Origin of the sequence: Oerskovia flava, assembly GCF_026163685.1 — a bacterium.
GTDB lineage: Bacteria > Actinomycetota > Actinomycetes > Actinomycetales > Cellulomonadaceae > Oerskovia_A > Oerskovia_A flava.
On record NZ_JAOXSR010000006.1, the window covers coordinates 201,885 to 222,760 of the forward strand.

At 70.6% G+C, this 20,876-nt stretch carries 19 protein-coding genes and 2 tRNA genes; 5 read left to right on the top strand and 16 right to left on the bottom strand.

What is annotated here, in order from left to right:
- Nucleotide 1 precedes the first annotated feature (1 nt).
- From OHL10_RS11900 to OHL10_RS11910, 3 genes are read right to left on the bottom strand one after another with little or no spacing between them, the layout of a single operon-like run.
- Nucleotides 2-172, bottom strand: a complete 171-nt coding sequence (locus tag OHL10_RS11900; RefSeq protein WP_265522478.1) for a hypothetical protein — start codon at nucleotides 170-172, stop codon at nucleotides 2-4.
- Nucleotides 169-1,038 carry a class E sortase gene (locus tag OHL10_RS11905; protein WP_265522436.1) on the bottom strand — a complete coding sequence of 290 codons (870 nt, stop codon included), beginning with the start codon at nucleotides 1,036-1,038 and terminating at the stop codon, nucleotides 169-171. The genes OHL10_RS11900 and OHL10_RS11905 overlap by 4 nt, the downstream gene beginning before the upstream one ends.
- Complete coding sequence (locus OHL10_RS11910) at nucleotides 1,035-1,826, bottom strand: DUF881 domain-containing protein (protein ID WP_265522437.1); 792 nt, start codon at nucleotides 1,824-1,826, stop codon at nucleotides 1,035-1,037. The genes OHL10_RS11905 and OHL10_RS11910 overlap by 4 nt, the downstream gene beginning before the upstream one ends.
- 212 nt (nucleotides 1,827-2,038) lie before the next feature.
- Between OHL10_RS11910 and OHL10_RS11915 the strand changes: the two genes are divergently transcribed.
- Nucleotides 2,039-2,296, top strand: coding sequence for a cell division protein CrgA (locus OHL10_RS11915; RefSeq protein ID WP_265522438.1), 258 nt, complete (start codon nucleotides 2,039-2,041; stop codon nucleotides 2,294-2,296).
- Between the two features lie 50 nt (nucleotides 2,297-2,346).
- Here OHL10_RS11915 and OHL10_RS11920 read toward each other — a convergent pair whose 3' ends face one another.
- Nucleotides 2,347-3,081, bottom strand: a complete 735-nt coding sequence (locus OHL10_RS11920) for a rhomboid family intramembrane serine protease (protein ID WP_322645551.1) — start codon at nucleotides 3,079-3,081, stop codon at nucleotides 2,347-2,349.
- Nucleotides 3,082-3,233: 152 nt separating this feature from the next.
- Entirely contained in the window at nucleotides 3,234-3,773 is a 540-nt protein-coding gene (locus OHL10_RS11925) for a peptidylprolyl isomerase (RefSeq protein WP_265522439.1), read from the bottom strand.
- Nucleotides 3,774-3,960: 187 nt separating this feature from the next.
- Here OHL10_RS11925 and OHL10_RS11930 point away from each other — a divergent pair, with 187 nt between their 5' ends.
- Entirely contained in the window at nucleotides 3,961-5,079 is a 1,119-nt protein-coding gene (locus OHL10_RS11930) for a hypothetical protein (protein WP_265522440.1), read from the top strand.
- 98 nt (nucleotides 5,080-5,177) lie between these two features.
- On the opposite strand, the gene OHL10_RS11935 is transcribed toward OHL10_RS11930, so the two are convergent.
- From OHL10_RS11935 to OHL10_RS11955, 5 genes are all read right to left on the bottom strand, one after another.
- Nucleotides 5,178-7,790, bottom strand: a complete 2,613-nt coding sequence (locus OHL10_RS11935; RefSeq protein ID WP_265522441.1) for a glycosyl hydrolase 53 family protein — start codon at nucleotides 7,788-7,790, stop codon at nucleotides 5,178-5,180.
- Nucleotides 7,791-7,928: 138 nt separating this feature from the next.
- Nucleotides 7,929-8,831, bottom strand: a complete 903-nt coding sequence (locus OHL10_RS11940; protein ID WP_265522442.1) for a sugar ABC transporter permease — start codon at nucleotides 8,829-8,831, stop codon at nucleotides 7,929-7,931.
- A gap of 3 nt (nucleotides 8,832-8,834) precedes the next feature.
- The gene (locus OHL10_RS11945) at nucleotides 8,835-10,451 is read right to left on the bottom strand and encodes an ABC transporter permease subunit (RefSeq protein ID WP_265522443.1); all 1,617 of its coding nucleotides are present in this window, start codon (nucleotides 10,449-10,451) and stop codon (nucleotides 8,835-8,837) included.
- 67 nt (nucleotides 10,452-10,518) lie between these two features.
- Nucleotides 10,519-11,769 carry a sugar ABC transporter substrate-binding protein gene (locus OHL10_RS11950; RefSeq protein WP_265522444.1) on the bottom strand — a complete coding sequence of 417 codons (1,251 nt, stop codon included), beginning with the start codon at nucleotides 11,767-11,769 and terminating at the stop codon, nucleotides 10,519-10,521.
- A 124-nt stretch (nucleotides 11,770-11,893) separates the two neighbouring features.
- The gene (locus OHL10_RS11955) at nucleotides 11,894-13,912 is read right to left on the bottom strand and encodes a beta-galactosidase (protein WP_265522445.1); all 2,019 of its coding nucleotides are present in this window, start codon (nucleotides 13,910-13,912) and stop codon (nucleotides 11,894-11,896) included.
- Between the two features lie 229 nt (nucleotides 13,913-14,141).
- Between OHL10_RS11955 and OHL10_RS11960 the strand changes: the two genes are divergently transcribed.
- On the top strand, nucleotides 14,142-15,188 hold the full coding sequence (locus OHL10_RS11960) for a LacI family DNA-binding transcriptional regulator (protein WP_265522446.1): 1,047 nt from the start codon (nucleotides 14,142-14,144) through the stop codon (nucleotides 15,186-15,188).
- Between the two features lie 10 nt (nucleotides 15,189-15,198).
- Here the strand turns inward: OHL10_RS11960 and OHL10_RS11965 are convergent, their stop codons facing one another.
- Nucleotides 15,199-16,107, bottom strand: a complete 909-nt coding sequence (locus OHL10_RS11965; protein ID WP_265522447.1) for an alpha/beta fold hydrolase — start codon at nucleotides 16,105-16,107, stop codon at nucleotides 15,199-15,201.
- A 63-nt stretch (nucleotides 16,108-16,170) separates the two neighbouring features.
- Here OHL10_RS11965 and OHL10_RS11970 point away from each other — a divergent pair, with 63 nt between their 5' ends.
- Complete coding sequence (locus tag OHL10_RS11970; protein WP_265522448.1) at nucleotides 16,171-16,725, top strand: TetR/AcrR family transcriptional regulator; 555 nt, start codon at nucleotides 16,171-16,173, stop codon at nucleotides 16,723-16,725.
- Nucleotides 16,726-16,820: 95 nt separating this feature from the next.
- Here the strand turns inward: OHL10_RS11970 and OHL10_RS11975 are convergent.
- From OHL10_RS11975 to OHL10_RS11990, 4 genes are all read right to left on the bottom strand, one after another.
- Nucleotides 16,821-16,893 (bottom strand) — tRNA-Ala (locus tag OHL10_RS11975).
- A gap of 31 nt (nucleotides 16,894-16,924) precedes the next feature.
- Complete coding sequence (locus OHL10_RS11980) at nucleotides 16,925-17,044, bottom strand: DLW-39 family protein (protein WP_265522449.1); 120 nt, start codon at nucleotides 17,042-17,044, stop codon at nucleotides 16,925-16,927.
- 28 nt (nucleotides 17,045-17,072) lie between these two features.
- Nucleotides 17,073-17,146: transfer RNA gene (locus OHL10_RS11985), tRNA-Ile, on the bottom strand.
- Nucleotides 17,147-17,240: 94 nt separating this feature from the next.
- A complete protein-coding gene (locus OHL10_RS11990; RefSeq protein WP_265522450.1) occupies nucleotides 17,241-17,888 on the bottom strand; it encodes a DUF3566 domain-containing protein in 648 nt (215 codons plus the stop codon).
- Between the two features lie 88 nt (nucleotides 17,889-17,976).
- Here OHL10_RS11990 and OHL10_RS11995 point away from each other — a divergent pair, with 88 nt between their 5' ends.
- On the top strand, nucleotides 17,977-18,168 hold the full coding sequence (locus tag OHL10_RS11995; protein WP_265522451.1) for a hypothetical protein: 192 nt from the start codon (nucleotides 17,977-17,979) through the stop codon (nucleotides 18,166-18,168).
- On the opposite strand, the gene gyrA is transcribed toward OHL10_RS11995, so the two are convergent.
- Nucleotides 18,161-20,833 (bottom strand): DNA gyrase subunit A, encoded by a 2,673-nt coding sequence (gene gyrA, locus OHL10_RS12000; protein WP_425498999.1) that lies wholly within the window; start codon nucleotides 20,831-20,833, stop codon nucleotides 18,161-18,163. The genes OHL10_RS11995 and gyrA overlap by 8 nt on opposite strands.
- Nucleotides 20,834-20,876: the final 43 nt, after the last annotated feature.

Here is a 20,876-nt window from a genome sequence, read left to right on the forward strand (position 1 = left end):
CCTACCCACCTGTCCCTTCGACGGTCGTCTCGTTGAACGGCATGTACTCGGCCACGACCGGGAACAGCCATTCGAAGCACACGTACACCACGGCGAGCACGAGCAGCAGCAGGAACAGCGCCCGCAACCAGGCCGGCCCGGGCAGCGCCCGCCAGAGTGCCCCGTACATCATCGCCCTCCGAGCATCGTGGTGTCCGCGCCGTCCACCGGCGCGCCGCTCGCGTCGGCCGACGTGGCGAGCTCGGCAGGCAGGTCCGGCGGGATCCCGTCCTCGACCGGGAGCCAGTAGTCGAGCTCGCTGTGGACGATGAACCGCTCCTGGAGCGAGTTCAGCCCGATCGGGTGGCACGTGGTGAGTGTCATCAGGCGGTCGCCGGGCTCGGCGCCGGGCTCACCCGGCACAGGGGCGACGACCTCGACCTGGTGCGGGAGCACGGGGTACATCTCCGTGACGCGGTACACGTACCAGATCTCCTCGACTCGCACGATGAGCGGATCGCCGACCTCGAGCTCCTCGACCCGGTGGAACGGTGCGCCGTAGGTCATCCGGTGCGCGGCGAGCGAGAAGTTCCCGATGTCGCCGGGCATCACGGTCTCGGGGTAGTGCCCGGCCCACGCGCGGTCGAGCACTGAGCGCTTGTCGGTCCCCTCCGCGATCGGGATCTGGCGCTGACCGTCCCACCGCGGCACGAACAGCTGCCCGAAGAGCTCGCCCTCGGCCGGGGCGTCCGAGACGGGCGGGTCGTCACGGCGCAGGTCTGGCTCGCTCGCCGCGGCCTCGGGGATGTCCCAGCCCATGGCGGTGATCGTCGCCGCCTGCTCGCGGCCACCCTGCACGTCGGTCCACCACAGCTGCCACACGACGAAGAGCGCGAGCAGCACCCCGACGGTGATGAGGAGCTCGCCCACGACCCCGACGAGGGTCGAGAAGAACCCGCCTCCACCGCGCCGACGGCGCACGTGCCGGTCCGGCGTGCCGGTGCCGCCGGAGGGGCGGGCCGCCACGGGCGCGAACGGATCGGTGGACGCTGTCGTCACGAGAACACCTCGGTTCCGTCGGGAAGCTCTGCGAACTGGAGCTCGGTGCTGCCCTCGAAGCGCGGGATCTCGAGCGAGGAGGACCGCTGCGCGGACCACCCGAGGTTCACGGCGTCGACGTACTCCTTGTAGATCGCGATCTCGGGAGACCGGTCGAGGGCCGCCTCCATGCTCTCCGGGTCGCCGACGGCCTGCACGACGTAGGGCGGGGAGTACACGCGCCCATGGAGGATGAGGATGTTCCCGGCGCACCGGAACGCGGACGTCGCGGTGACGCGCTGACCCTGGAGCGTCATGGCCTCGGCACCGCCCGCCCACAGCGCGTTGATCACGGCCTGCAGGTCCTGCTGGTGCACCACGAGGTCGTCGGGTCGGACCCCCGGCACGTCGAGGGCCGAGACCGGTGCGTCGTCGAGCGCGACCGTGACGCCCGGCCCTGTGACGGCGAGGTCGCCCGAGACCAGCTGCGTGCGCGTGACGAGGTCCTCGGGGAGCTTCGTGGCGCTCTGGTCCAGTCCCTGGCTGAGCCCGTTCACCTCGGCGGCGAGCGTGTCGACCTCGGCGACGAGCGCACCCACCCGGTCACCCTCACGGTCGACGAGCTGGGCGAGGTTCTGTGGGTGTCGGGTCTCGCGTCCCTGCGCGAGCTGCGCGCTCGAGACGAACATCAGACCGGCGAGCGCGAGCACGAGCCCCACCGTCAGGGAGGCGCGGACCCTGCGCGCACGGGAGGGAGCCGCCGGGCCCTGGGGCTCGCCGGCCTGTGGTCCCGTCACGGAGACCGACATGTCATCACCCCTTCCGCTCACCACCGGGCACCTGCACGACGGGCCGCAGAGGTCGCTGCGCCGGACCGTGCACACGACTATTCTGTGCGCGCACTACGCTAGACGACGAATGGCGTGCTCCCATGACGGGGCGCGGCATTCACCCGAAGCCCACACGGCTCGTGCACCCGAGGGTCGCAGCAGCCGTCATCGAAGGACAGGAGCCCGTTCTCGTGCCCGAGTCGAAGTCCCGCAAGAAGAAGCCCTCCGCCCCCCGGGAGCCGAGGGCGACGCAGCCTGGCCCCGGCGGCAACCCGCGCTGGCTCGTCCCGACCATGCTCGGCCTCATGCTCTTCGGGCTGGCCTGGATCGTGCTCTTCTACCTCAGCGGCGGCAACCAGCTCCCGATCCCCGCGCTCGGCGCCTGGAACCTTGCCGTCGGTTTCGCCTTCATCATCGCCGGGTTCGGACTCACCACCCGCTGGCGGTGACGAGTCACACAGGTGTAGTTCCACACCTGTGAGTAACTCCTGGGGATAACTCAGAACGCGGGGACCGACGCGTACGTGACGACGGTCGCGACGACGAGGCCGAGAGCCACGAGCACGCTCACCCCGCCACCGACGAGCAGGCGGCGTTCCTTGGGGGCGTAGGCGAAGCCGGCGCCCACCAGGGCGCCGACGACCAGGCCCCCGAGGTGCGCCTCCCAGGCGATGTTCGGCACGAAGAGCCCGATCGCGAAGTTGATGCCGATGAGCACGACGATCTGCATCGCGTTGCGGCCCAGGCGGTTGAGGACCACCATCACTGCGCCGAACAGCCCGAACACCGCGCCCGACGCGCCGACGACCGCCGTGTACCAGCCCTGGTCGGTCGGGCCGCCCGCCAGCAGCAGGTAGCCCACCGACCCGCCGACGGCGGACAGCACGTAGAGCACGACGAAGCGCGCGCGGCCGAGGGTCTGCTCGAGGAACGGCCCCGTGATCCACAGGGCGTACATGTTGAACAGGATGTGGATCGGCAGGATCCCGTACGCCAGCACGGTGGAGTGCAGGAACGCCGCCGTGAGGAAGCGGTAGGGCTCCTCGGCCCCGACGACCGGCGCGAACGCCCACTGCTGGGTCCACGCCCCCGCGGTGACGATCTGGAGCAGCCAGCTCACCACGCAGAGCCCGATGATGGTCAGGGTGACCACCGGCCGCCCCCCGCGGACCCGCCCGCCGAGCACCGTCGTCGTGCGCGGTGCAGCCTTGGCGGTCTCCCGCACGCAGTCCACGCACTGGATCCCCACCGCGGCGGGCCGCTGGCACTCGGGGCACGCCGGACGCCCGCAGCGCTGGCACCGGACGTAGGAGACGCGCTCGGGGTGACGGGGGCAGACGGGGACCGGCTGGGCGGACGGCGTCCCGTACGCGGGGGACGTGATGGTCAGTCCTCGATCGTGACCGAGGTGATGGTGATGTCGTCGACGGGGCGGTCGCCCGGGCGCGTGCGGGTCGTCCCGATCGCGTCCACCACGGCGCGCGACTCGTCGTCGGCCACGCGGCCGAAGATCGTGTGCTTGCCGTTGAGCCACGGGGTGGCGGCGGTGGAGATGAAGAACTGCGAGCCGTTGGTGCCCTCGGCCTCGCCCGTCACCGGGTTGCGGCGCACGCCGGCGTTCGCCATGGCGAGCAGGTACTTCTGGTCGAACTGCAGCTCGGGGTGGATCTCGTCGTTGAACGCGTAGCCCGGTCCGCCCGTGCCGGTGCCGAGCGGGCACCCGCCCTGGATCATGAAGTCGGGGATGACGCGGTGGAAGATCAGGCCGTCGTAGAACGGCTCGGTGCGCTCGGCGCCCGTACGCGGGTCCGCCCAGGGCTTCGTGCCGGAGGCGAGGCCCACGAAGTTCGCCACCGTCTTCGGGGCGTGGTTCGGCAGCAGCTCGATACGGATGTCACCAGAGGTGGTGTGGAGGGTTGCGAACATGGCCCCATTCTCACACGTGGGCGCCGACGGGCCACGTCAGGACCGGTCCGTGCGGGCGCTCGTCACAGGCTCACCACGAGGCTCTCACCCCACCGCACCGACGTCAGGTCTCGCGACGAGGTAGAGGTGGTGGCAGAGTGGAACAACAGTCAGATGCCCCATCCGCACGCAGACCTGGGAGTCACCTATGCCCGACCGGATCCGTCGCTCGGCCCACACCGCGGGCGAGAAGCTCGAGAGCATCGACACCGAGAAGATCAAGGACCAGGCGGCCGACGTCGCCGCCGTCCTCAGCGACGCAGGGTCACGGGCGACGACGTCAGCGGTGCACCTGGCCGGCCAGGCCAAGGACTGGGGGACCCCGCGAGTCGAGGCCTTCGTCGAGTGGCTCACGCCCAAGGTGGAGAAGGCCTGGCAGGAGAGCGTCCAGGCAGCCGCCCCGCGCGTCGAGAAGGCCGCCGAGAAGGCGGCCCCCGCCATCGACACCGCGCACGACAAGCTCGTCGACGAGCTCCTGCCGCGCATCGTCGCCAGCTTCAACGCCGCGGCGGCCACCGCTGCGGCCGCCGCGGGCACGGCCGCCGTCGCCACGGCAGCCGCGGCCGACACCGGGGTGAAGAAGACGAGCAAGCGGCTCGACAAGGCAGCGAAGAAGGCCGGCAAGAGCGTCGACAAGGCAGCGAAGAAGGCCGCGAAGCGCTCGGGCAAGGGCGTCGGCAAGGTCGCGAAGAAGGCCTCGAAGGGCGCCGACAAGGCTGCCGCGAAGGCGAACGCACGACTCGCCGCGATCAGCAGCGCGGCCGCCGACGCCTCTGGCTCGAAGGGCAAGGGCAAGAAGGTCTGGTGGATCGTCGGTGGCGTCACCGCCGCCGGGGCCACCTACGTCCTGTGGCGCCGTGCTCAGCCCACCACCGACCCGTGGGCCGAGCCCTGGGAGCAGGAGTCCTCGGGCGACCCCCTCGACGACGCGCGTGCTGCCGTGGGCGACGCCGCCGAGGCCGTGGGCGAGGCCGCCGGCGCTGCCCTCGCGAAGGGCCGTGAGGCCGGTGACAAGGTCGCGGGCAAGGTCTCCGAGGTGCGTGAGGACCTCACCGAGCGTGTGAACGACGCCGTCTCCGAGGCGAAGGAAGCCACGAAGAAGGCCTCGCCCCGCTCGCGCTCAGCGAGCTCGTCGGCCGCGAACACGGCTGCCGACGCCGCGAAGAAGATCGCGGGTGCGACGGAGGAGGCCACCGCCGAGGCCAAGGACGCGGTCCAGGACGCCAAGGCCGAGGCCAAGAAGAAGGCGGACGAGGCGAAGGACTGACCTCACCGACCCGCACACGACGAGGGGCCCTGACCGAACATCTCGGTCGGGGCCCCTCGCCGTGTCACTGCCGTGTCACTGCCGTGTCACTGCCGTCGTCACGCCGCCCGGCGCCTACGGTGCACGATCAGCACACCGCCGACGGTCAGCAGGCCGAGCGCGAGGCCGAGCAGGCCGAGCAGGGCCGCACCCGTCACGGCCAGCTGACCGCCCGGCGCGAGCACCGTGATCTGTGCCTGCGCGATCAGCTCACCGTCCGCGTCCCGGGCCTGGACGTGGTGCGTCCCTGCCTCGAGGTCGGCCGGGACGACCACCGTGGCGGTGGCGACGCCGTCGATCACCGCGGCGGTGGCGAGAGCGCGGTACGCCGAGGCCACACCGAGCTCGACCCGCGAGCCGGGGGCGTTCTCCACCGTCGCCGTGACGCGGTCACCCGGCCGCACGGTCTTCGCCGAGAGGGTCATCGTCGCCGTCGTCTCGTCGTCGGCGGGCTCCTCGGGAGTCGTCGGTGCAGGCTCAGGCTCGGGATCCGGACCGGGTGTCGGCCCGGGGGTCTCGTCCTCGGCGAGGACCAGACCGTCGAGCGCCGCCCGGAGCTGCTCCGTGGCGCCGTCGACCGTCGCCTGGCTCGGGCTCGGGGAGCCGAGGACGAACGCCGCGCGCTCCAGGGCCTCCTCGAGCGCCGCCACGCTGTCGGCGGTGTAGGCGTCGCGGTCGACGGCGTCCGCCTCCTCCACGAGCGCCTCGAGGGCGCTCTGGTCCACCTCGGCGGCGGGTGCGTCGGCGACGAGCGCGAAGTTGTCCATCGTCCCCCACGCACCACCGGAGAGGGCGAGGTTCGCCGAGACGGTCACCACGCCGTCGGCCCCGACGTTGAGCGGTGCGGTCTGCGGCGTCTGCCAGTTCACGAACCCCTCGAGCCCGAAGTCCGCGGAGACCGAGGAGATGCCGGAGCTCGCGGCGATGCGCAGGGTGTCACCGGAACCGGCGTTCCCGCCCTGGACCTTGGCCGACAGCCGGTACTGGCCCGGCGGCACGTCCGTGACGACCTGCTCGATCGAGAAGGTGAAAGGGCTGCCCGAGTAGAAGTGCGTCGAGCGGCTGCCCTCGAAGGGGTCGTTCGTGCTGCTGATCGTGTATCCGGCCCCGGTTCCCGTCCAGGGCTCGACGCCGTCCTCGAAGCCGGGGTTCAGCACGAGGTTCGCGCCCTCGTCGACGTCGCCGACGACCGTCACGGTCACCGTGGCCGAGTGGTCGGCCGAGGTGGTGCCCGTGAAGGTGTACGTGCCCGGCCCGGAGATCCACGCGGCGGACCCCTGCCAGGTCACGTCCTGCTCCTCGGTGGTGCCGTCGGTGTACGACACCTCGACGGTCGAGGGCAGCTCGATCGGATCGCCGTCGACGACGGTCAGCTGCAGCGGCCGCACGGCGTCGAGCTCGCGCGGGCCCACCGAGCCGGTGCGGGCGTACTCGTAGACGCGCAGCGAATCCAGCGGGGTGCCGTCGAAGGCGAAGAGTGCCTGGTTGTCCCAGCCCGAGCCGCCGAAGTCGTCGGCCCACTCGTCACCGAGCGCGCCGGTCGGGTCGTAGAACTCCTGCGAGGCGGGGTTCGCCCAGCCGGAGCCGTCCCGCTCCCACAGCTCCCAGTTCGCCTCGAGCTGGTCCGGCGGGCCGACCGGCAGCCAGGCCGGCTCCCAGTAGAAGGTCCCGAGGCCCTTGCCGTCGGGGACGTTCGCGACGGCCTGCATGACGTCGCGCAGCGCCAGGGCCTGGCCCTGCACGGACGCCGAGTACGGACCGCGGGCGTCCTCGACGGCGTTCGGGTACCCGTCGCCGTCCTCGAGCGTGTACGTCCACGACGTCTCGGCGACCGCCACCTCCTTGTCGTACGTGGTGGCGACGTGCGTGAGCACGTCGGTGAGGTTCTGGGGCGTGCCGTGCCAGAACGCATAGTAGGAGCTGAGGAACACGTCGTAGTCGACGCCGCGCTGGTCGAGCTCGCGGGCCACGGTCGCGTACTGGTTCGCGCGCTCCGGGTTGGTGAAGTGCACGGCGACCTTCACGTCGTCGCCCAGCGTGTCCCGCACGGCCTGCGAGCCGGCCTGGAACAGGTCGGCGGTGTTCGCCCACCCGCGGGTCCCGGCGATCTCGCCGCCGGTCGTCTCGTTGCCGATCTGCACCATACCGATGTCCACACCGGCGTCGTCCATCGTCTGCAGGGTCTCGGCCGTGTAGTCGTACAGCGCGTCGACCCGGTCCTCGCCCTCCAGCCCCCGCCACGAGCGGGGGAGGTACTGCTGGCCCGGGTGCGCCCAGAAGTCCGAGTAGTGGAAGTTGACGAGCACCTGCATGCCCGCCTCGGTGGCGCGGCGGCCGATCTCCGTGGCGCGCGCGGCGTCGACGTTCCCGGCACCGTAGCCCTGCGTCGGGTCGGTGCTGGAGAACGGCTCGTTCCAGACCCGGATGCGGGCCCAGTTCACGCCCGCCTCGGCGAGCACCTCGAAGAGGTCCGCCTCCTCGCCGGCGAAGTTCTTGAACGTCACGCCGCTCTCCTCGAGCGACAGGACGGTGGAGAAGTCCGCACCGTTGATCCAGTCGTCACCCATCCCCTCGACCCGGGGGACGGTGATGCCGGCAGGCACCGGCTCGTCCTCGGCGGCGTGGGCTCCGGTGGCCAGGCCCGTGCCCGTCAGGGCGGTGACGAGGGCCACGGCTGTGACCGCTCTCAGTCGTGCGCGCACTCCCATGTGCTTGTCCTTTCGATCGTCGTCGATCGTGCGATCCGCATCGATCTCCGCGGCGTGCGGGTGCACGCCGCGGTCGTCCGCCCGGGCCTCACGAGGCCCGGGTCACCCCTTGACGGAGCCAGCCGAGAGGCCGCCCACGATGTAGCGCTGGAGCGACAGGAAGAGGGCCAGCACCGGGATCGAGCCGATCACCGCACCGGCCGCGAACAGCCCCCACCGTGAGGTCAGCTGGTTGGAGACCCACTGGTACATCCCGACGGCGAGCGTCCAGTTCTCCTCGCTGGTCAGCACGATCCGCGCGAGGATGAAGTCGCCGAACGACGAGATGAACGCCAGCAGGCCGACCACCGCCAGGATCGGCGTCACCAGGGGCATGATGAGCCGCCAGTAGATCTGCGCGTGGCTCGCTCCGTCGATCCGGGCCGCCTCGTCGATCTCGATCGGGATGGTGTTGAAGAAGCCGTACATGAGGAACGTGTTCGCCCCCAGCGCCCCGCCGAGGTACACGCAGATCAGCGCCAGCTTGGAGTTCACGCCGAGCGCCGGGACGACCTCGCCCAGGGCGATGAGCAGCAGGAACACCGCCACGAAGGCGACCGTCTGCGGGAACATCTGGACGATGAGCAGCGTGGTCAGCGACGCGCGCCGGCCTCGGAAGCGGAAGCGGGAGAACGCGTACGCGGCGGCCGCGCCCATGAGCACGGCGCCGAGTGCCGCGGCGCCACCGATCAGCAGGGTGTTGCCCACCCAGGTCCAGTACATGGTGCCGCCGAGCGCCTGGTAGTTGTCCAGGCTGAAGCTCCGGAACAGCGTCGACGAGCCGGCCAGCGAACCGCGGCTGTCGAGCGACGCCGACAGCGCGTACACCAGCGGGTACGCCGCGTAGAAGAGGACGACCACCGCGACCGGGTACTTCCACCCGACCTCGGCCCACCACCGGGTGCGGCGCGTGCGGTTGCTGCGCGGGCTGGTGCTGCGCACCGCCTGGGTCTGCGAGACAGCCATGGCTCAGATCTCCTCGAGCTTGCGGGTCTGGCGGAATGCGATCGCGGAGACGATCCCGATCACGATGAACACGATGATCGACAGCGCGCTGGCCAGGCCGTAGTCGGCTCGCCCGCCGCTCACGCCCGAGATCTGGTAGATCGCAGAGATGAGGATGTCCGTCGACCCGATCGGCACGCTCGTCCCGGAGAAGGCGGGACCACCGCCCGTGAGCATGTAGATGATCGTGAAGTTGTTGAAGTTGAAGGCGAACGACGCGATCGCCAGCGGAGCCGTCGAGACCATGAGCAGCGGGAGGACGATCGAGCGGAACGTCCGCCAGCGCCCGGCGCCGTCCACCCGCGCGGCCTCCAGCGTGTCGCCCGGCAGCGACTGCAGGGCGCCCGTGGTCACCAGGAACCAGTAGGGGTAGCTGAGCCACAGGTTGACCCAGAGGATGGCGAACTTCGCCAGCCACGGATCACCGAGCCAGTTGATGTCGGCCCCGAGGAAGAACCACTCGTTCACGACGCCGAACTCCGCGTTCAGCATGCCGCGCCACAGCAGCGCCGACATGAAGGCGGGGAAGGCGTAGGGCAGGATGAAGACGGTCCGCAGCACCTTGCGCCCGCGCACCCGTGGGTCGTTGTAGATCATCGCGAACAGCAGCCCGAGCCCGAAGCTCGTCAGAACGGTGAGAATGGCGAACGCGAAGGTCCACAGCGTCACCTTGAGCAGCGGCTCGGCATAGTTGGCGTCCGTGAAGGCGCGGACGAAGTTCTCGAACCCGACGTTGACGTACCAGCCCGCCGCGAGGCGTTCGCCGTCGGGACTGACGAAGTTGCCCCGGTCGTTCGGGGCGTAGACGGTCCCCGTCTCGGTGTCGGTGATGGTCTGCGCGTCCGGGTCCCACTCGAGGGTCGAGGTGTAGATCGCGCCGGTCGTGCCCTCGCGGGTACGGATCGATCCGTCGGTCGCGTCGTCGGAGACCGGGACGCGCAGGCTCACGACCTCCTGCTGCAGCGACTGGTCGCTGAACAGCTGTGCACGCGGCACGATCTCCCAGCCCGGCACCTCGGTCGCGGCACCGGAGTCGTCGACGACCGCGCCAGAGACAGGCGCGAGCGGCTCCTCCGCGGTGCCGACACGCACGACGCCCTCGTCGTTCACGGCGAAGCCGAGCAGGTCACCGTCGCGCACGACGGAGAGCGGGTAGGTCGGCGAGTCCTGCGCGCGCTGCTCGTCCTGGATCAGGGCGGCGTCGACCGCCTGCTGCATGCTGCCCAGGTGCCCGGTGCCGTAGTTGGTGAAGGCGACGTACCCCGTGTAGGCGAGCGTGAACATCTGGAACGTCGCCAGGAACAGCAGTCCCGGGAAGAGGTACTTCAGCGCGATGGTGCGCTTCGCGAAGTAGATCCAGTCCGCCACGCCCAGCAGGACGACGAGGACGCCGAGGATCACCCAGGAGCCCACGTTGTAGGCGGACAGGATGGCCGCGACGCCGACGGCGTTGACGAGCATCATGAGGAGCAGCTTGGCGACGAACCCCCACCCCGGGCCCTTCCAGCTGCGGGCGTGGGACTCCGGGGGCACGGCCGGGGAGCTCGGCGCGGTTTCCGCGCGCTGCTGGCCGACGGACATCTGGGCTCCTTGTGTCGATCATGGGTGGGGGTGGGGCCTGGTGGCCCCACCCCCGGGGACGAGGGCGTCAGCCCCCGATCGTGCTCTCGATGTTCTCCACCATCGTGGTCCAGACGGACTCCGGGTCCTCACCGTTGATGAGGGCGATCTGTGCAGGGTTCCAGAAGTCCCACACCGCACCCATCTCGGGGATGTTCGGCATCGGCACGCCGTTCTGCGCCGAGGCCAGGAAGCCCGCGATGACCGGGTCGTCGGCGACCGACTCGGCGACGGCCGTCAGCGCCGGGATGCGCGGGTCGGCGTCGTACAGGGCCTGCTGCGCCTCGTCCGTGGCCAGGTAGTTCGCGAGGAACTCGTTGGCGAGCAGCGCGTTCGAGGACTGCGACGACAGGTAGAAGCCCTGCACGCCCACGAACGGGGCGGCGGTCTCGCCACCGGCCGCCGGGATCGGGTTCACGGCGACCTCGACGCCCGCGTCCTGGTAGGTCGGGATGGTCCAGGGGCCCTGGACGATGAACGGCGTCTCACCCGTGGCGAAGAGCTCGTTGCCGATGTCGTAGTCGATCGTGTCGGTGAAGTAGCCGGTGCCCTCACGACCGTTCTCCGAGATCCACTCGGCGTAGGCGAGGCCACCCTCGCCGCCCAGACCGACCTCGCTCGTGTAGGAGCCGGCCTCGTCCTGGACGAACACGGGGGCCCCGAACGACGTCTGGAAGGCGTAGGACGTGTACATGTCGCCCTCGGCACCGTTGGTGTAGAGGACGAACGGACGGTCCTCGAAGCCGGCGTCCGTCGCCATCTCGATCAGCTCGTCCCACGTGGCCGGAGCCTCGGAACCGACGAGGTCGACGTTCTGGATGAGGCCGACGGCCTCCTGCGCGTACGGCAGCGCGTAGAGCTGGCCCTCGTAGGTGAGCGCGTCGAGCGTCACCTGCTCGAAGTCGGCAGCGCGGTCGGCCAGGTCGATCGTGTCGACGACGCCCGACTCCACGAACTCGCCGAGCCAGTCGTGCGCACCGACGGTGATGTCGGGGCCCTCGCCGGTCGGGACCTGGGCCAGGAAGTCGGCGCGCAGGTCCTCGAAGTTCTTCTGCACGACCGTGACGGTCGCGCCCGTGTCGGCCTCGAAGCCCTCCGCGGCGTTCGCGATGGCCTCCGCACGCTCGGCGTCGGACCAGACGACCAGCTCCGTGCCCGCTCCGTCACCGGCCGCGCCGGGAGACGTCTCCGCGGTCTCTGCGGGCTCCGGGTCGCCGCCGCAGGCGGCGAGGAGCAGTGCCGACGCCACCACGACGCCGAGTGTCATGTGCTTGCGCATCAATCTTCCTTCCAAGAAGCGGTCGCTCCGCGCGTCGGGTTCGATCGCGACGCTGCGACCTCGTACGTGTACCGGAACGCGGCCGGTCGGCCGCGCAGGGGGACGAGCAGGGGGGACGAGCAGGTCAGAGATCACCTCCCCGGGCGGGTGACGTGCGGAACACCGCGACGTCGCCGGCTCCCAGCCGGAACATCCCGTCGACCGGGGTGTCGGAGAGCATCTCCGTGCCCTGCACGGGGAACTCGGCCGCCTCGGCCCGGTGGTTGACGGCGACCACGAAGTCGCTGTCCTCGCCGTGCCGCGTCACGATCTCGAGGCCCTCGGGGCGGTCCGCCGGCTTCACGCCCGCGTCGGCGTAGACGGCGGCGAGCACGGGCGCGAGCGCCTCGACGTCGAGCCGGCTGCTCACGTACCAGCCGGTCCCGTCGCCGTGCGTGTTCCGGGTGATCGCGGGCGCACCGTCGACGGGGCCGCCGCGGTAGGTCCCGCGCACCTGCGCTCCGTCGAGGACGAGGTCCTCGCTCCACACGTCGGCGGTGAGCTCGTGCCCGTCCAGCTCGACGACGCAGCCCTCGCCGTCACGCATCGGCAGGAACTCCTCGACCGTCAGACCCAGGGCCGTCTTGAGCGGTGCACCGAATCCTCCGGCGTGGACGGCGTCGTGCTCGTCGACGACGGCGGCGAAGCAGGAGACCAGCAGCGTGCCACCGTCTGCCACGTAGCGCGTGAGGTTCTCGCCCGCGGCGGCGGTGAGGAGGTACGAGGCGGGGGCGACCACGAGCCGGTACGCCGACAGGTCGTCCTCGGGGTGGGCGAAGTCGACGGTGACGCCGTCACGCCACAGTCGCTCGTAGTACGCGCGCATCCGCTCGCGGAACCCGAGCTCGTCCGCCGGGCGCCACTCGAGGTCCTGCGCCCACAGCGACTCCCAGTCGTAGAGCACGGCGACGTCGGCCGTGACCCGTGACCCGCGGACGTCGGTGAGCGCGCCGAGGTGCTGGCCCAGCGACGTCACCTCGCGGAAGACCCGGGACGACGTGCCGGCGTGCGGCAGCATCGCGGAGTGGAACTTCTCGGCGCCGGAGCGCGAGGCCCGCCACTGGAAGAAGAGGATCCCGTCGGCGCCGCGGCCGAGGTGGGTGAACGCGTTGCGGTGCATCTCGCCGGGCTGCTTGGCGATGTTGCGGCCCTGCCAGTTCACCGCCGACGTCGAGTGCTCCATGAGGATCCACGGCCGCCCGCGCGCCACGGAGCGCGTGAGGTCCGCGGACAGCGCCAGACCGACGTGGGCGTCGGGGTCCGGCGACCACAGGTAGTGGTCGTCAGAGACGACGTCGACCTCCTGGGCCCACTTCCACAGGTCCGTGTTGTACGACTGGTGCGCCATGAAGTTGGTCGTGATCGGCTGCGCGGCGTGAGCGCGGATCGCGTCGCGCTCGATGCAGTAGCAGGCACGCAGCTGCTCGTCGGTGAACCGGGCCCAGTCGAGCTTCATGGCCGGGTTGATGACCGAGGCCGTGACGGCGGGTGCGACGAGGTGCTCCCACTCGAGGTAGCGCTGTCCCCAGAAGTTGGTGCCCCACGCGGCGTTGACCGCGTCGAGCGAGCCGTAGCGCTCCTGGAGCCACAACCGCCATGCGGCGACGGCGTGCGGCGAGTAGTCGTCGGAGACCGGCGCACCGTACTCGTTGTGGACGTGCCACAGGACGACGGCGGGGTGGTCGGCGTAGCGCCGGGCGAGCTCGCCCGCGACCCTCTCGATCGCGGCCCGGTACTCGGGCGCCGAGTGGGAGACCATCCCGCGCGAGCCGAAGCCGAGGACGGTCCCGTCCTCGGTGACCACGCGCGCGTCGGGGTAGGTGGCGTAGAACCAGGCCGGCGGCGACGCGGTGGGGGTGCCGAGGTCGACGGCGATCTCGTGGGCGTGCAGGAGGTCGAGCAGGTCGTCGAGCCAGGCGAAGTCGAACTCACCCTCGCGCGGCTCGAGGAGCGCCCAGGAGAAGATGCCGACGCTGACGAAGTTGACGCCGGCCTCCCGCATCAGCGCGACGTCCTCGTCCCAGACGTCGCGAGACCACTGCTCGGGGTTGTAGTCACCGCCGTAGGCGATGCCGTCGAGCTGGGGCCAGGTATGGACAGTCATGACGCTCCGTCGAGTCGGGGTGGCGCGGTGCGCGCCGAGGCAACTGACGAACACAGTACCTGTGACCGGTCCCAATCTCGACTGAGTCAGGGTGTGAGACTGCTCTCCGAGGCCATCGTGACCACACCGTGATCGCTGCCGAGGACGTCCGGGCGGGCGGCGTCGGGACCTCGCACCCACCACGGGACGGCGCTCGGGGGGCGGCCCGGGCGGGCTAGGCTCGGACCTTATGGAGAGCGTCACGCCGATCAGGCCACCCGTCACGACGCCGATGCCGGGCAAACGTCGCCCGACGATCCGTGACGTCGCGGCCGTCGCGGGCGTCTCGCGCGGCACCGTGTCCCGGGTCATCAACGGCGGGCACTGGGTGTCTCCCGAGGCGCGCGAGGCGGTCGAGCTCGCCATCCGCAACACCGGCTACCACGCCAACCACCACGCCCGATCGCTCGCCACGGGCCGAGCCAACTCCCTGGCGTTCCTCCTCACCGAGCCGCAGCACCTGCTCTTCGCCGACCCGACCTTCTCGATCCTGCTCCGCGGCGCGGCCGAGGCGCTGGCGCAGCGCAACATGACTCCCGTGCTGCTCGTGGCGGGCAGCGAGGCCGAGCGGCAGAACGTCACCCGCTTCGTCAGCGCCGGCCACGTGGACGGCGTCCTGCTCATCTCGTCCCACGAGAGCGAGCCCCTCATCGACACGCTCATCGCCGCCCGCATCCCGACCGTCGCCTGCGGCATCCCGCTGGGCCACTCGGACGACGTCCCGATCGTCTCGGTCGACGAGATCGGGTCGGCGCGCAAGATGACCCGCCACCTCAAGGAGCGCGGACGCCGCCGCATCGCCATGATCACGGGGCCGTCGGACACCGGCGGCGGGCGCTACCGGTTCGTCGGCTACCGGGAGGAGCTCGGCGCGGACTTCGACCCGCTCCTCGTGGAGGAGGGCGACTACTCCACCGAGTCGGGCGCCGCCGCGATGGCGAACCTGCTGGAACGAGCCCCGGACGTCGACGCCGTGTTCGCGGCCAACGACCGCATGGCCGCGGGCGCCATGTCCACGCTGCGCCGCGCGGGACGCTCCGTGCCGGGCGACGTCGCCGTCGGCGGGTTCGACGACTCCGGCCTCGCCGAGTCCCTCGAACCCCCGCTGACCACCATGCGCCAACCGTTCGGAGAGATCTCCCGGACCATGGTCGACCTGCTCCTCGACCTGGTCGACGGGAAGGAGACCGTCTCGCGGACCCTCGCGACACGCCTGATCGTGCGCGACAGCACCTGACCGGGCCGCCTCACGCGGCTCGGGCGAACCAGTCGATCGAGAGGTCGGCGACCGCGTGGGGAGCATCGTCGGTGATGAAGTGCGCGGCGTCGTCGACGTAGGCGATCTCCACGTGGTCGGCGTACCGCTCCGGCGTGCGGCACAGCCGCTCGACGAGTTCTTCGGTGTAGGGGTGGTCGCCGCGGCCGAACACGACGAGGGTGGGCACCGTGAGCCGCCGGCGGCGGTAGACACCGCGGACCATGCGCAGGGCCTCCGGCAGCACGATGCCGCGAGTCTGCGCACGCACCGCACCGTCGATCTCGGGCCGGCGCATCGGGGCGAGGTGGGCGTCGACGACTGACTGCGGCATCGGGTGGGCGACGTACCGCTCGGAGAAGACCCCGCGCAGCGAGGCGCCAGGTCGGTGCCAGACGAGCGCGGGCAGGTGTCGGAAGCCTGGGGCGAGCTTCGGGCTGAACATCATGAACGCCGGAAAGACGGAAAGCTGCACCGCCGACCGAACCCGCTCCGGGTGCTCGTAGGTCAGCTGCACCGCAGTGAGCACCCCGAGGTCGTGGGAGACGACGTGGGCTCTCTCGATCTGGAGTGCGTCGAACAGGGCGAGCAGGTCGCGGAGCCGGGTCTCGCGTTCGATGCGCGGGTCCTCAGCCTCGGTCCAGCCCGCCCCGCGCAGGTCAGGGCACAGGACGCGGTACCCGGCCGCGGCGATGGCCGGAGCGACGGCGTGCCACTGCCACCAGTGCTGAGGAAAGCCGTGCAGCAGGACGACCGGCTCACCCTCACCGATGACCGCGAGGTGGGTGCGCAGGCCTGGTGTCTCGACGACGAGATGGTCGAAGCCGGCGGCCTCCGGCAGCGGCGGCGACCAGGCCTGCGGGCCGACGGAGCCGGTGGTGCGAGGCTCGGGGGTGGTCATGGCGTCTCCTTCACGAGGCGGAGATACTATGTTCATAGTAGACCTCGGTGAAAGGGGCCGTCCATGCCCGCGGTGACCCGGGAGCGAGGGCTCGAGGCAGCCGTGGAGCTGCTCGGCACGGAGGGGGTGCGCGCACTGACCCATGCGCGGGTCGACGACCGGGCCGGCCTCCCGCCCGGGTCGACCTCGAACTGGTTCCGCACCCGCCGGGCGTTGCTCGGCGGAGCGGTCGACTGGATCGCCGAGCGCGAGCGCGCCGACTTCGAGCCGGCCGCGACGACTGCGATCACGGGAGCCGACGAGCTCATCGAGGGACTCTGTGCGATGGCCGAGCTGCAGACCGGGCGGTTCGCCACGCGCACACGCGCGCGCTACGCCCTCTTCCTCGAGCTCGCCGGCGACCCAGAGCTCGGAGAGCCGCTGCGGCGGCAGCGCCACGAGTTCGAGCGGTGGATGGAACGGATCGTGGTCGCCGTCGGCATCAGCGACCCCGTGCCCGCGACCCGGACGCTGATGGCACTCGCCGACGGGCTGCTCCTGCACCGCCTCACCGTCGACCCTGGGCTCGACATCCGCCCCGCCATCGAGCGAGGTGTGCGCGCCCTCGCGACGTCCTGAGCAACAACGAACGAGAGCCCGGCCGATGGCCGGGCTCTCGGACATGAACGATGACGCGAGACATCTCTCAACGATGTCCCGCGTCATCACATGGGTGGAGCCAGGGGGACTCGAACCCCCAACCCCCTGCTTGCAAAGCAGGTGCGCTACCAATTGCGCCATGGCCCCTCGCGGGCCGGAACCGGGCCGCTGCAGCAGGTCACTCGAACGTGTCGGTGACTTCCGCCCACAGATCACGCTCGGAGTTGTCCTCCGTGTACTTGCGCCAGATCGCGTATCCGACGCCAGCGGTCAGCAGCAGGAGCAGGAGCTTCTTCATACGTTCCCCCTCGGGTGGGTTCCGGCAGTGGGCCTAAGAGGACTTGAACCTCTGACCTCTTCCTTATCAGGGAAGCGCTCTAACCGTCTGAGCTATAGGCCCGTGCGTGTCTCACGCAGCGCTTGAGACTACCCCACGGGAGCGGGCTGGCCCAAACCGGAGGGGCCTGCCCGCACCCGAGGTGACGTGGTTCACGTCAGTCGTCGGTGAGCGTGAGGTGGATGCCCCCCACCAGCGACGCCGTGATGTTGTACAGGAACGCGATGATCGTCGAGAGCGCCGTGATGAGGACGATGTTCACGACCCCGATGAGCGTCGCGAGCGAGATCACGCGGGAGAACTCGACGAACTGGCGGATGTTGACGTCGCTGCCCGGGCCGACGACCTCCTCGACGAGTCCCTCGATCGTCACGAAGACGGCCATGCTGTCCAGGACGTACCAGACGACCGCGGACGCCACGACCGTCATGATGCCGATCGCGACCGCGAGGAGGAACGACATCTTCATGACGGACCAGGGGTCGATCCGCGAGATCGCGAGCCGGACCCGGCGCGGACCGCCCGAGGCGGCGGTCGGGGCGGTCGCCGTGGCAGCCGCTGCCTGCTCGGCGGCGGCCGGCTGCGCTGTCGCGGTGCCGCTCACGCCCGCCCCCGCGTAGTGCATCTGCTGCGGCGCGGTGTCGGGCGCCGCCGCGCGCGGGGCGCGGCGTACCGTCTGGTCGTCGATGTCGTCATTCTGCTGCCCACCCGTCTGCTGCGCGCCCGGGGCAGACTGCGCCGAGGGTTCCTGGACCTTCTTCGCCGCGGAGCGCGCGGCCGCCAGCGCGGTGGCCGCCGCCTTCATGGCGCCCGCCTTCGCGGACGCGACCTTGCTCTCGGCCGACTCACCGTTCGACGCGGACTTCCCCTGACCGTTCGGCTGGACGTCTACGGTGCCGATCGGCGTTCCGACCGCTCTGGTTGACGAGCTGCCCGAGGGCGACGGTGCCGGCGGCGGGGGCGGTACCGGCGGCTGCGCGCTGCTGGCCGTCGGTCGGGTGGCTGTACCGGTCACGGTGTCGGGACGCGGCGCGGTCACCTTCGGCCGGATGGTGGGTGGCACGCTGTTGTCGCTGCTCATCTAGCTTCCTCGGGTGTTCCAGGGGCAGTTCCGGTGTCCTGCGAGTCCTTCGCCTGGTCGGCGCCCGGGTCGACGGTTGCCGCCCCCTGCGCACCGTCAGACGTGGACGCCTCGCCGTCCACGGTATCCCTATCCTCGCCGAGACGGCGCTCGACGTTCCGGGCGACGGCGATGATGCGGTCACCCTTGTCCGGCTTCGCGAAGGTCACCCCCTGCGTGGTCCGACCCGTGAGGTTGACCTCGTCCACCGCCGACCGCACGATCTTGCCGCGCTCCATGATGACCAGGACCTCGTCATCGGCCTCGGTGATGAGCGCGCCGACCAGGTCGCCGCGCGCCTCCACGAGGTTCGCGACCTTGATCCCCAGCCCGCCGCGGCCCTGCACGCGGTACTCGTCGATCCGCGTGCGCTTCGCGAAGCCGCCCTCGGTGACGACGAACAGGTCGGCGCCCGTGCGCACGACGTCCGCCGAGAGCAGCTCGTCCTCGCCGCGGAACTTCATCCCGGTAACGCCGGACGTCGCGCGACCCAGGGGGCGCAGGGCGTCGTCGTCGGCCGTGAACCGCAGCGACTGCCCCTTGCGGGTGACGAGGATGAGGTCGTCGGTGCCGTCCACGAGGCGTGCGGAGACGAGCTCGTCGGACTGCCCGTCCTCGTCCTCGCGGAGATTGATCGCGATCAGTCCGCCCGAGCGCGGGGAGTTGTACTCCGCGAGGCGCGTCTTCTTCACGAGCCCACGACGCGTGGCGAGCACCAGGTACTCCGCGGCGTCGTAGTCGCGCAGGTCGAGGACCTGGGCGATCTTCTCCCCGGGCTGGAAGGCCAGCAGGTTCGCGACGTGCTGCCCCTTCGAGTCACGGCTGCCCTCGGGGAGCTCGTACGCCTTCGCACGGTAGACCCGGCCGAGGTTCGTGAAGAAGAGCAGCCAGTGGTGCGTCGTCGTGACGAAGAAGTGGTCGACGATGTCGTCCTCGCGCAGCTGCGTGCCGCGGATCCCCTTGCCGCCCCGGCGCTGCTGACGGTAGTTGTCCGAGCGGGTCCGCTTGGCGTAGCCGCCGCGGGTGATCGTGACGACGACCTCCTCCTCGGCGATGAGGTCCTCCATCGAGACCTCGCCGTCGAACGGCAGGATCGTCGTGCGTCGCTCGTCGCCGTAGCGCGCGACGACGTCCGCGAGCTCTTCGCTGACGATCGCCCGCTGACGCACCTGCGAGCCGAGGATCTCCTCGTACTCGAGGATCTCGCGCGCGAGCTCGTCGTGCTTCTCGATGATCTCCTGCCGCTGCAGGGCGGCCAGGCGCCGGAGCTGCATGTTGAGGATCGCGGTCGACTGGATCTCGTCGATCTCGAGGAGCTCCATCAGCCCCTCGCGCGCCCGGTCGGCGTCGGGGGAGCGGCGGATGAGCGCGATGACCTCGTCGAGCGCGTCGAGCGCCTTGAGGTAGCCGCGGTAGATGTGGATCTGCTTCTCGGCCTCGCGCAGCAGGTGCTGGGTGCGGCGGATGATGACGTCGAGCTGGTGCGCCGTCCAGTGCCGGATGAACGCGTCGATGCTCAGCGTGCGCGGCACGCCGTCGACGAGCGCGAGCATGTTCGCCCCGAACGTGTCCTGGAGCTGGGTGTGCTTGTACAGGTTGTTGAGCACGACCTTCGCGACGGCGTCGCGCTTGAGCACGATGACGAGCCGCTGACCGGTGCGGCCGGAGGTCTCGTCGCGGATGTCCGCGATGCCCTGGATCTTGCCGTCCTTGATGAGGTCGGCGATCTTCGTCGCGAGGTTGTCCGGGTTCACCTGGTACGGCAGCTCGGTGACGACGAGGCAGATCCGGTTCTGGATCTCCTCGACGTTGACGACCGCACGCATCGTGATCGAGCCGCGGCCCGTGCGGTACGCCTCCTCGATCCCCTTGTGGCCGAGGATGGTCGCGCCCGTGGGGAAGTCGGGGCCTTTGACGCGGGCGAGCAGCGCCTCGAGCAGCTCTTCGCGCGTCGCCTCCGGGTGGTCCAGGTACCACTGCACACCCTCGGCGACCTCGCGCAGGTTGTGCGGCGGGATGTTCGTCGCCATACCGACCGCGATGCCGGCCGAGCCGTTGACCAGCAGGTTCGGGAACCGCGCGGGCAGCACGACAGGCTCCTGCGTACGACCGTCGTAGTTGTCCTGGAAGTCGACGGTCTCCTTGTCGATGTCCCGGACCATCTCCATGGCCATGGGCGCCATGCGGCACTCGGTGTACCGCGGTGCCGCCGCCGGGTCGTTGCCCGGCGAGCCGAAGTTCCCCTGACCGGCCACGAGCGGGTAGCGCATGGACCAGTCCTGCACGAGCCGCACGAGCGCGTCGTAGATCGCGGAGTCCCCGTGCGGGTGGTACTTGCCCATGACGTCGCCCACGACACGGCTGCACTTGGAGAACGCGCGGTCAGGGCGGTAGCCGCCGTCGTACATCGCGTACAGCACCCGGCGGTGCACCGGCTTGAGGCCGTCGCGGACGTCGGGCAGCGCACGCCCGACGATGACGCTCATCGCGTAGTCCAGGTAGGACCTCTGCATCTCCAGCTGCAGGTCGACCTGCTCGACGCGGCCGTGGTGCACCGCGATGCCGTCGCCCGAGGGCGGCCCGACGTCGGGGAGCGTGGGGTCCTGCTCAGGAGTGTGGTCGTCCGTCACCGTCTACCTCGTATCTACCTTCCGGCGCCCGCTGTCCCGCGGC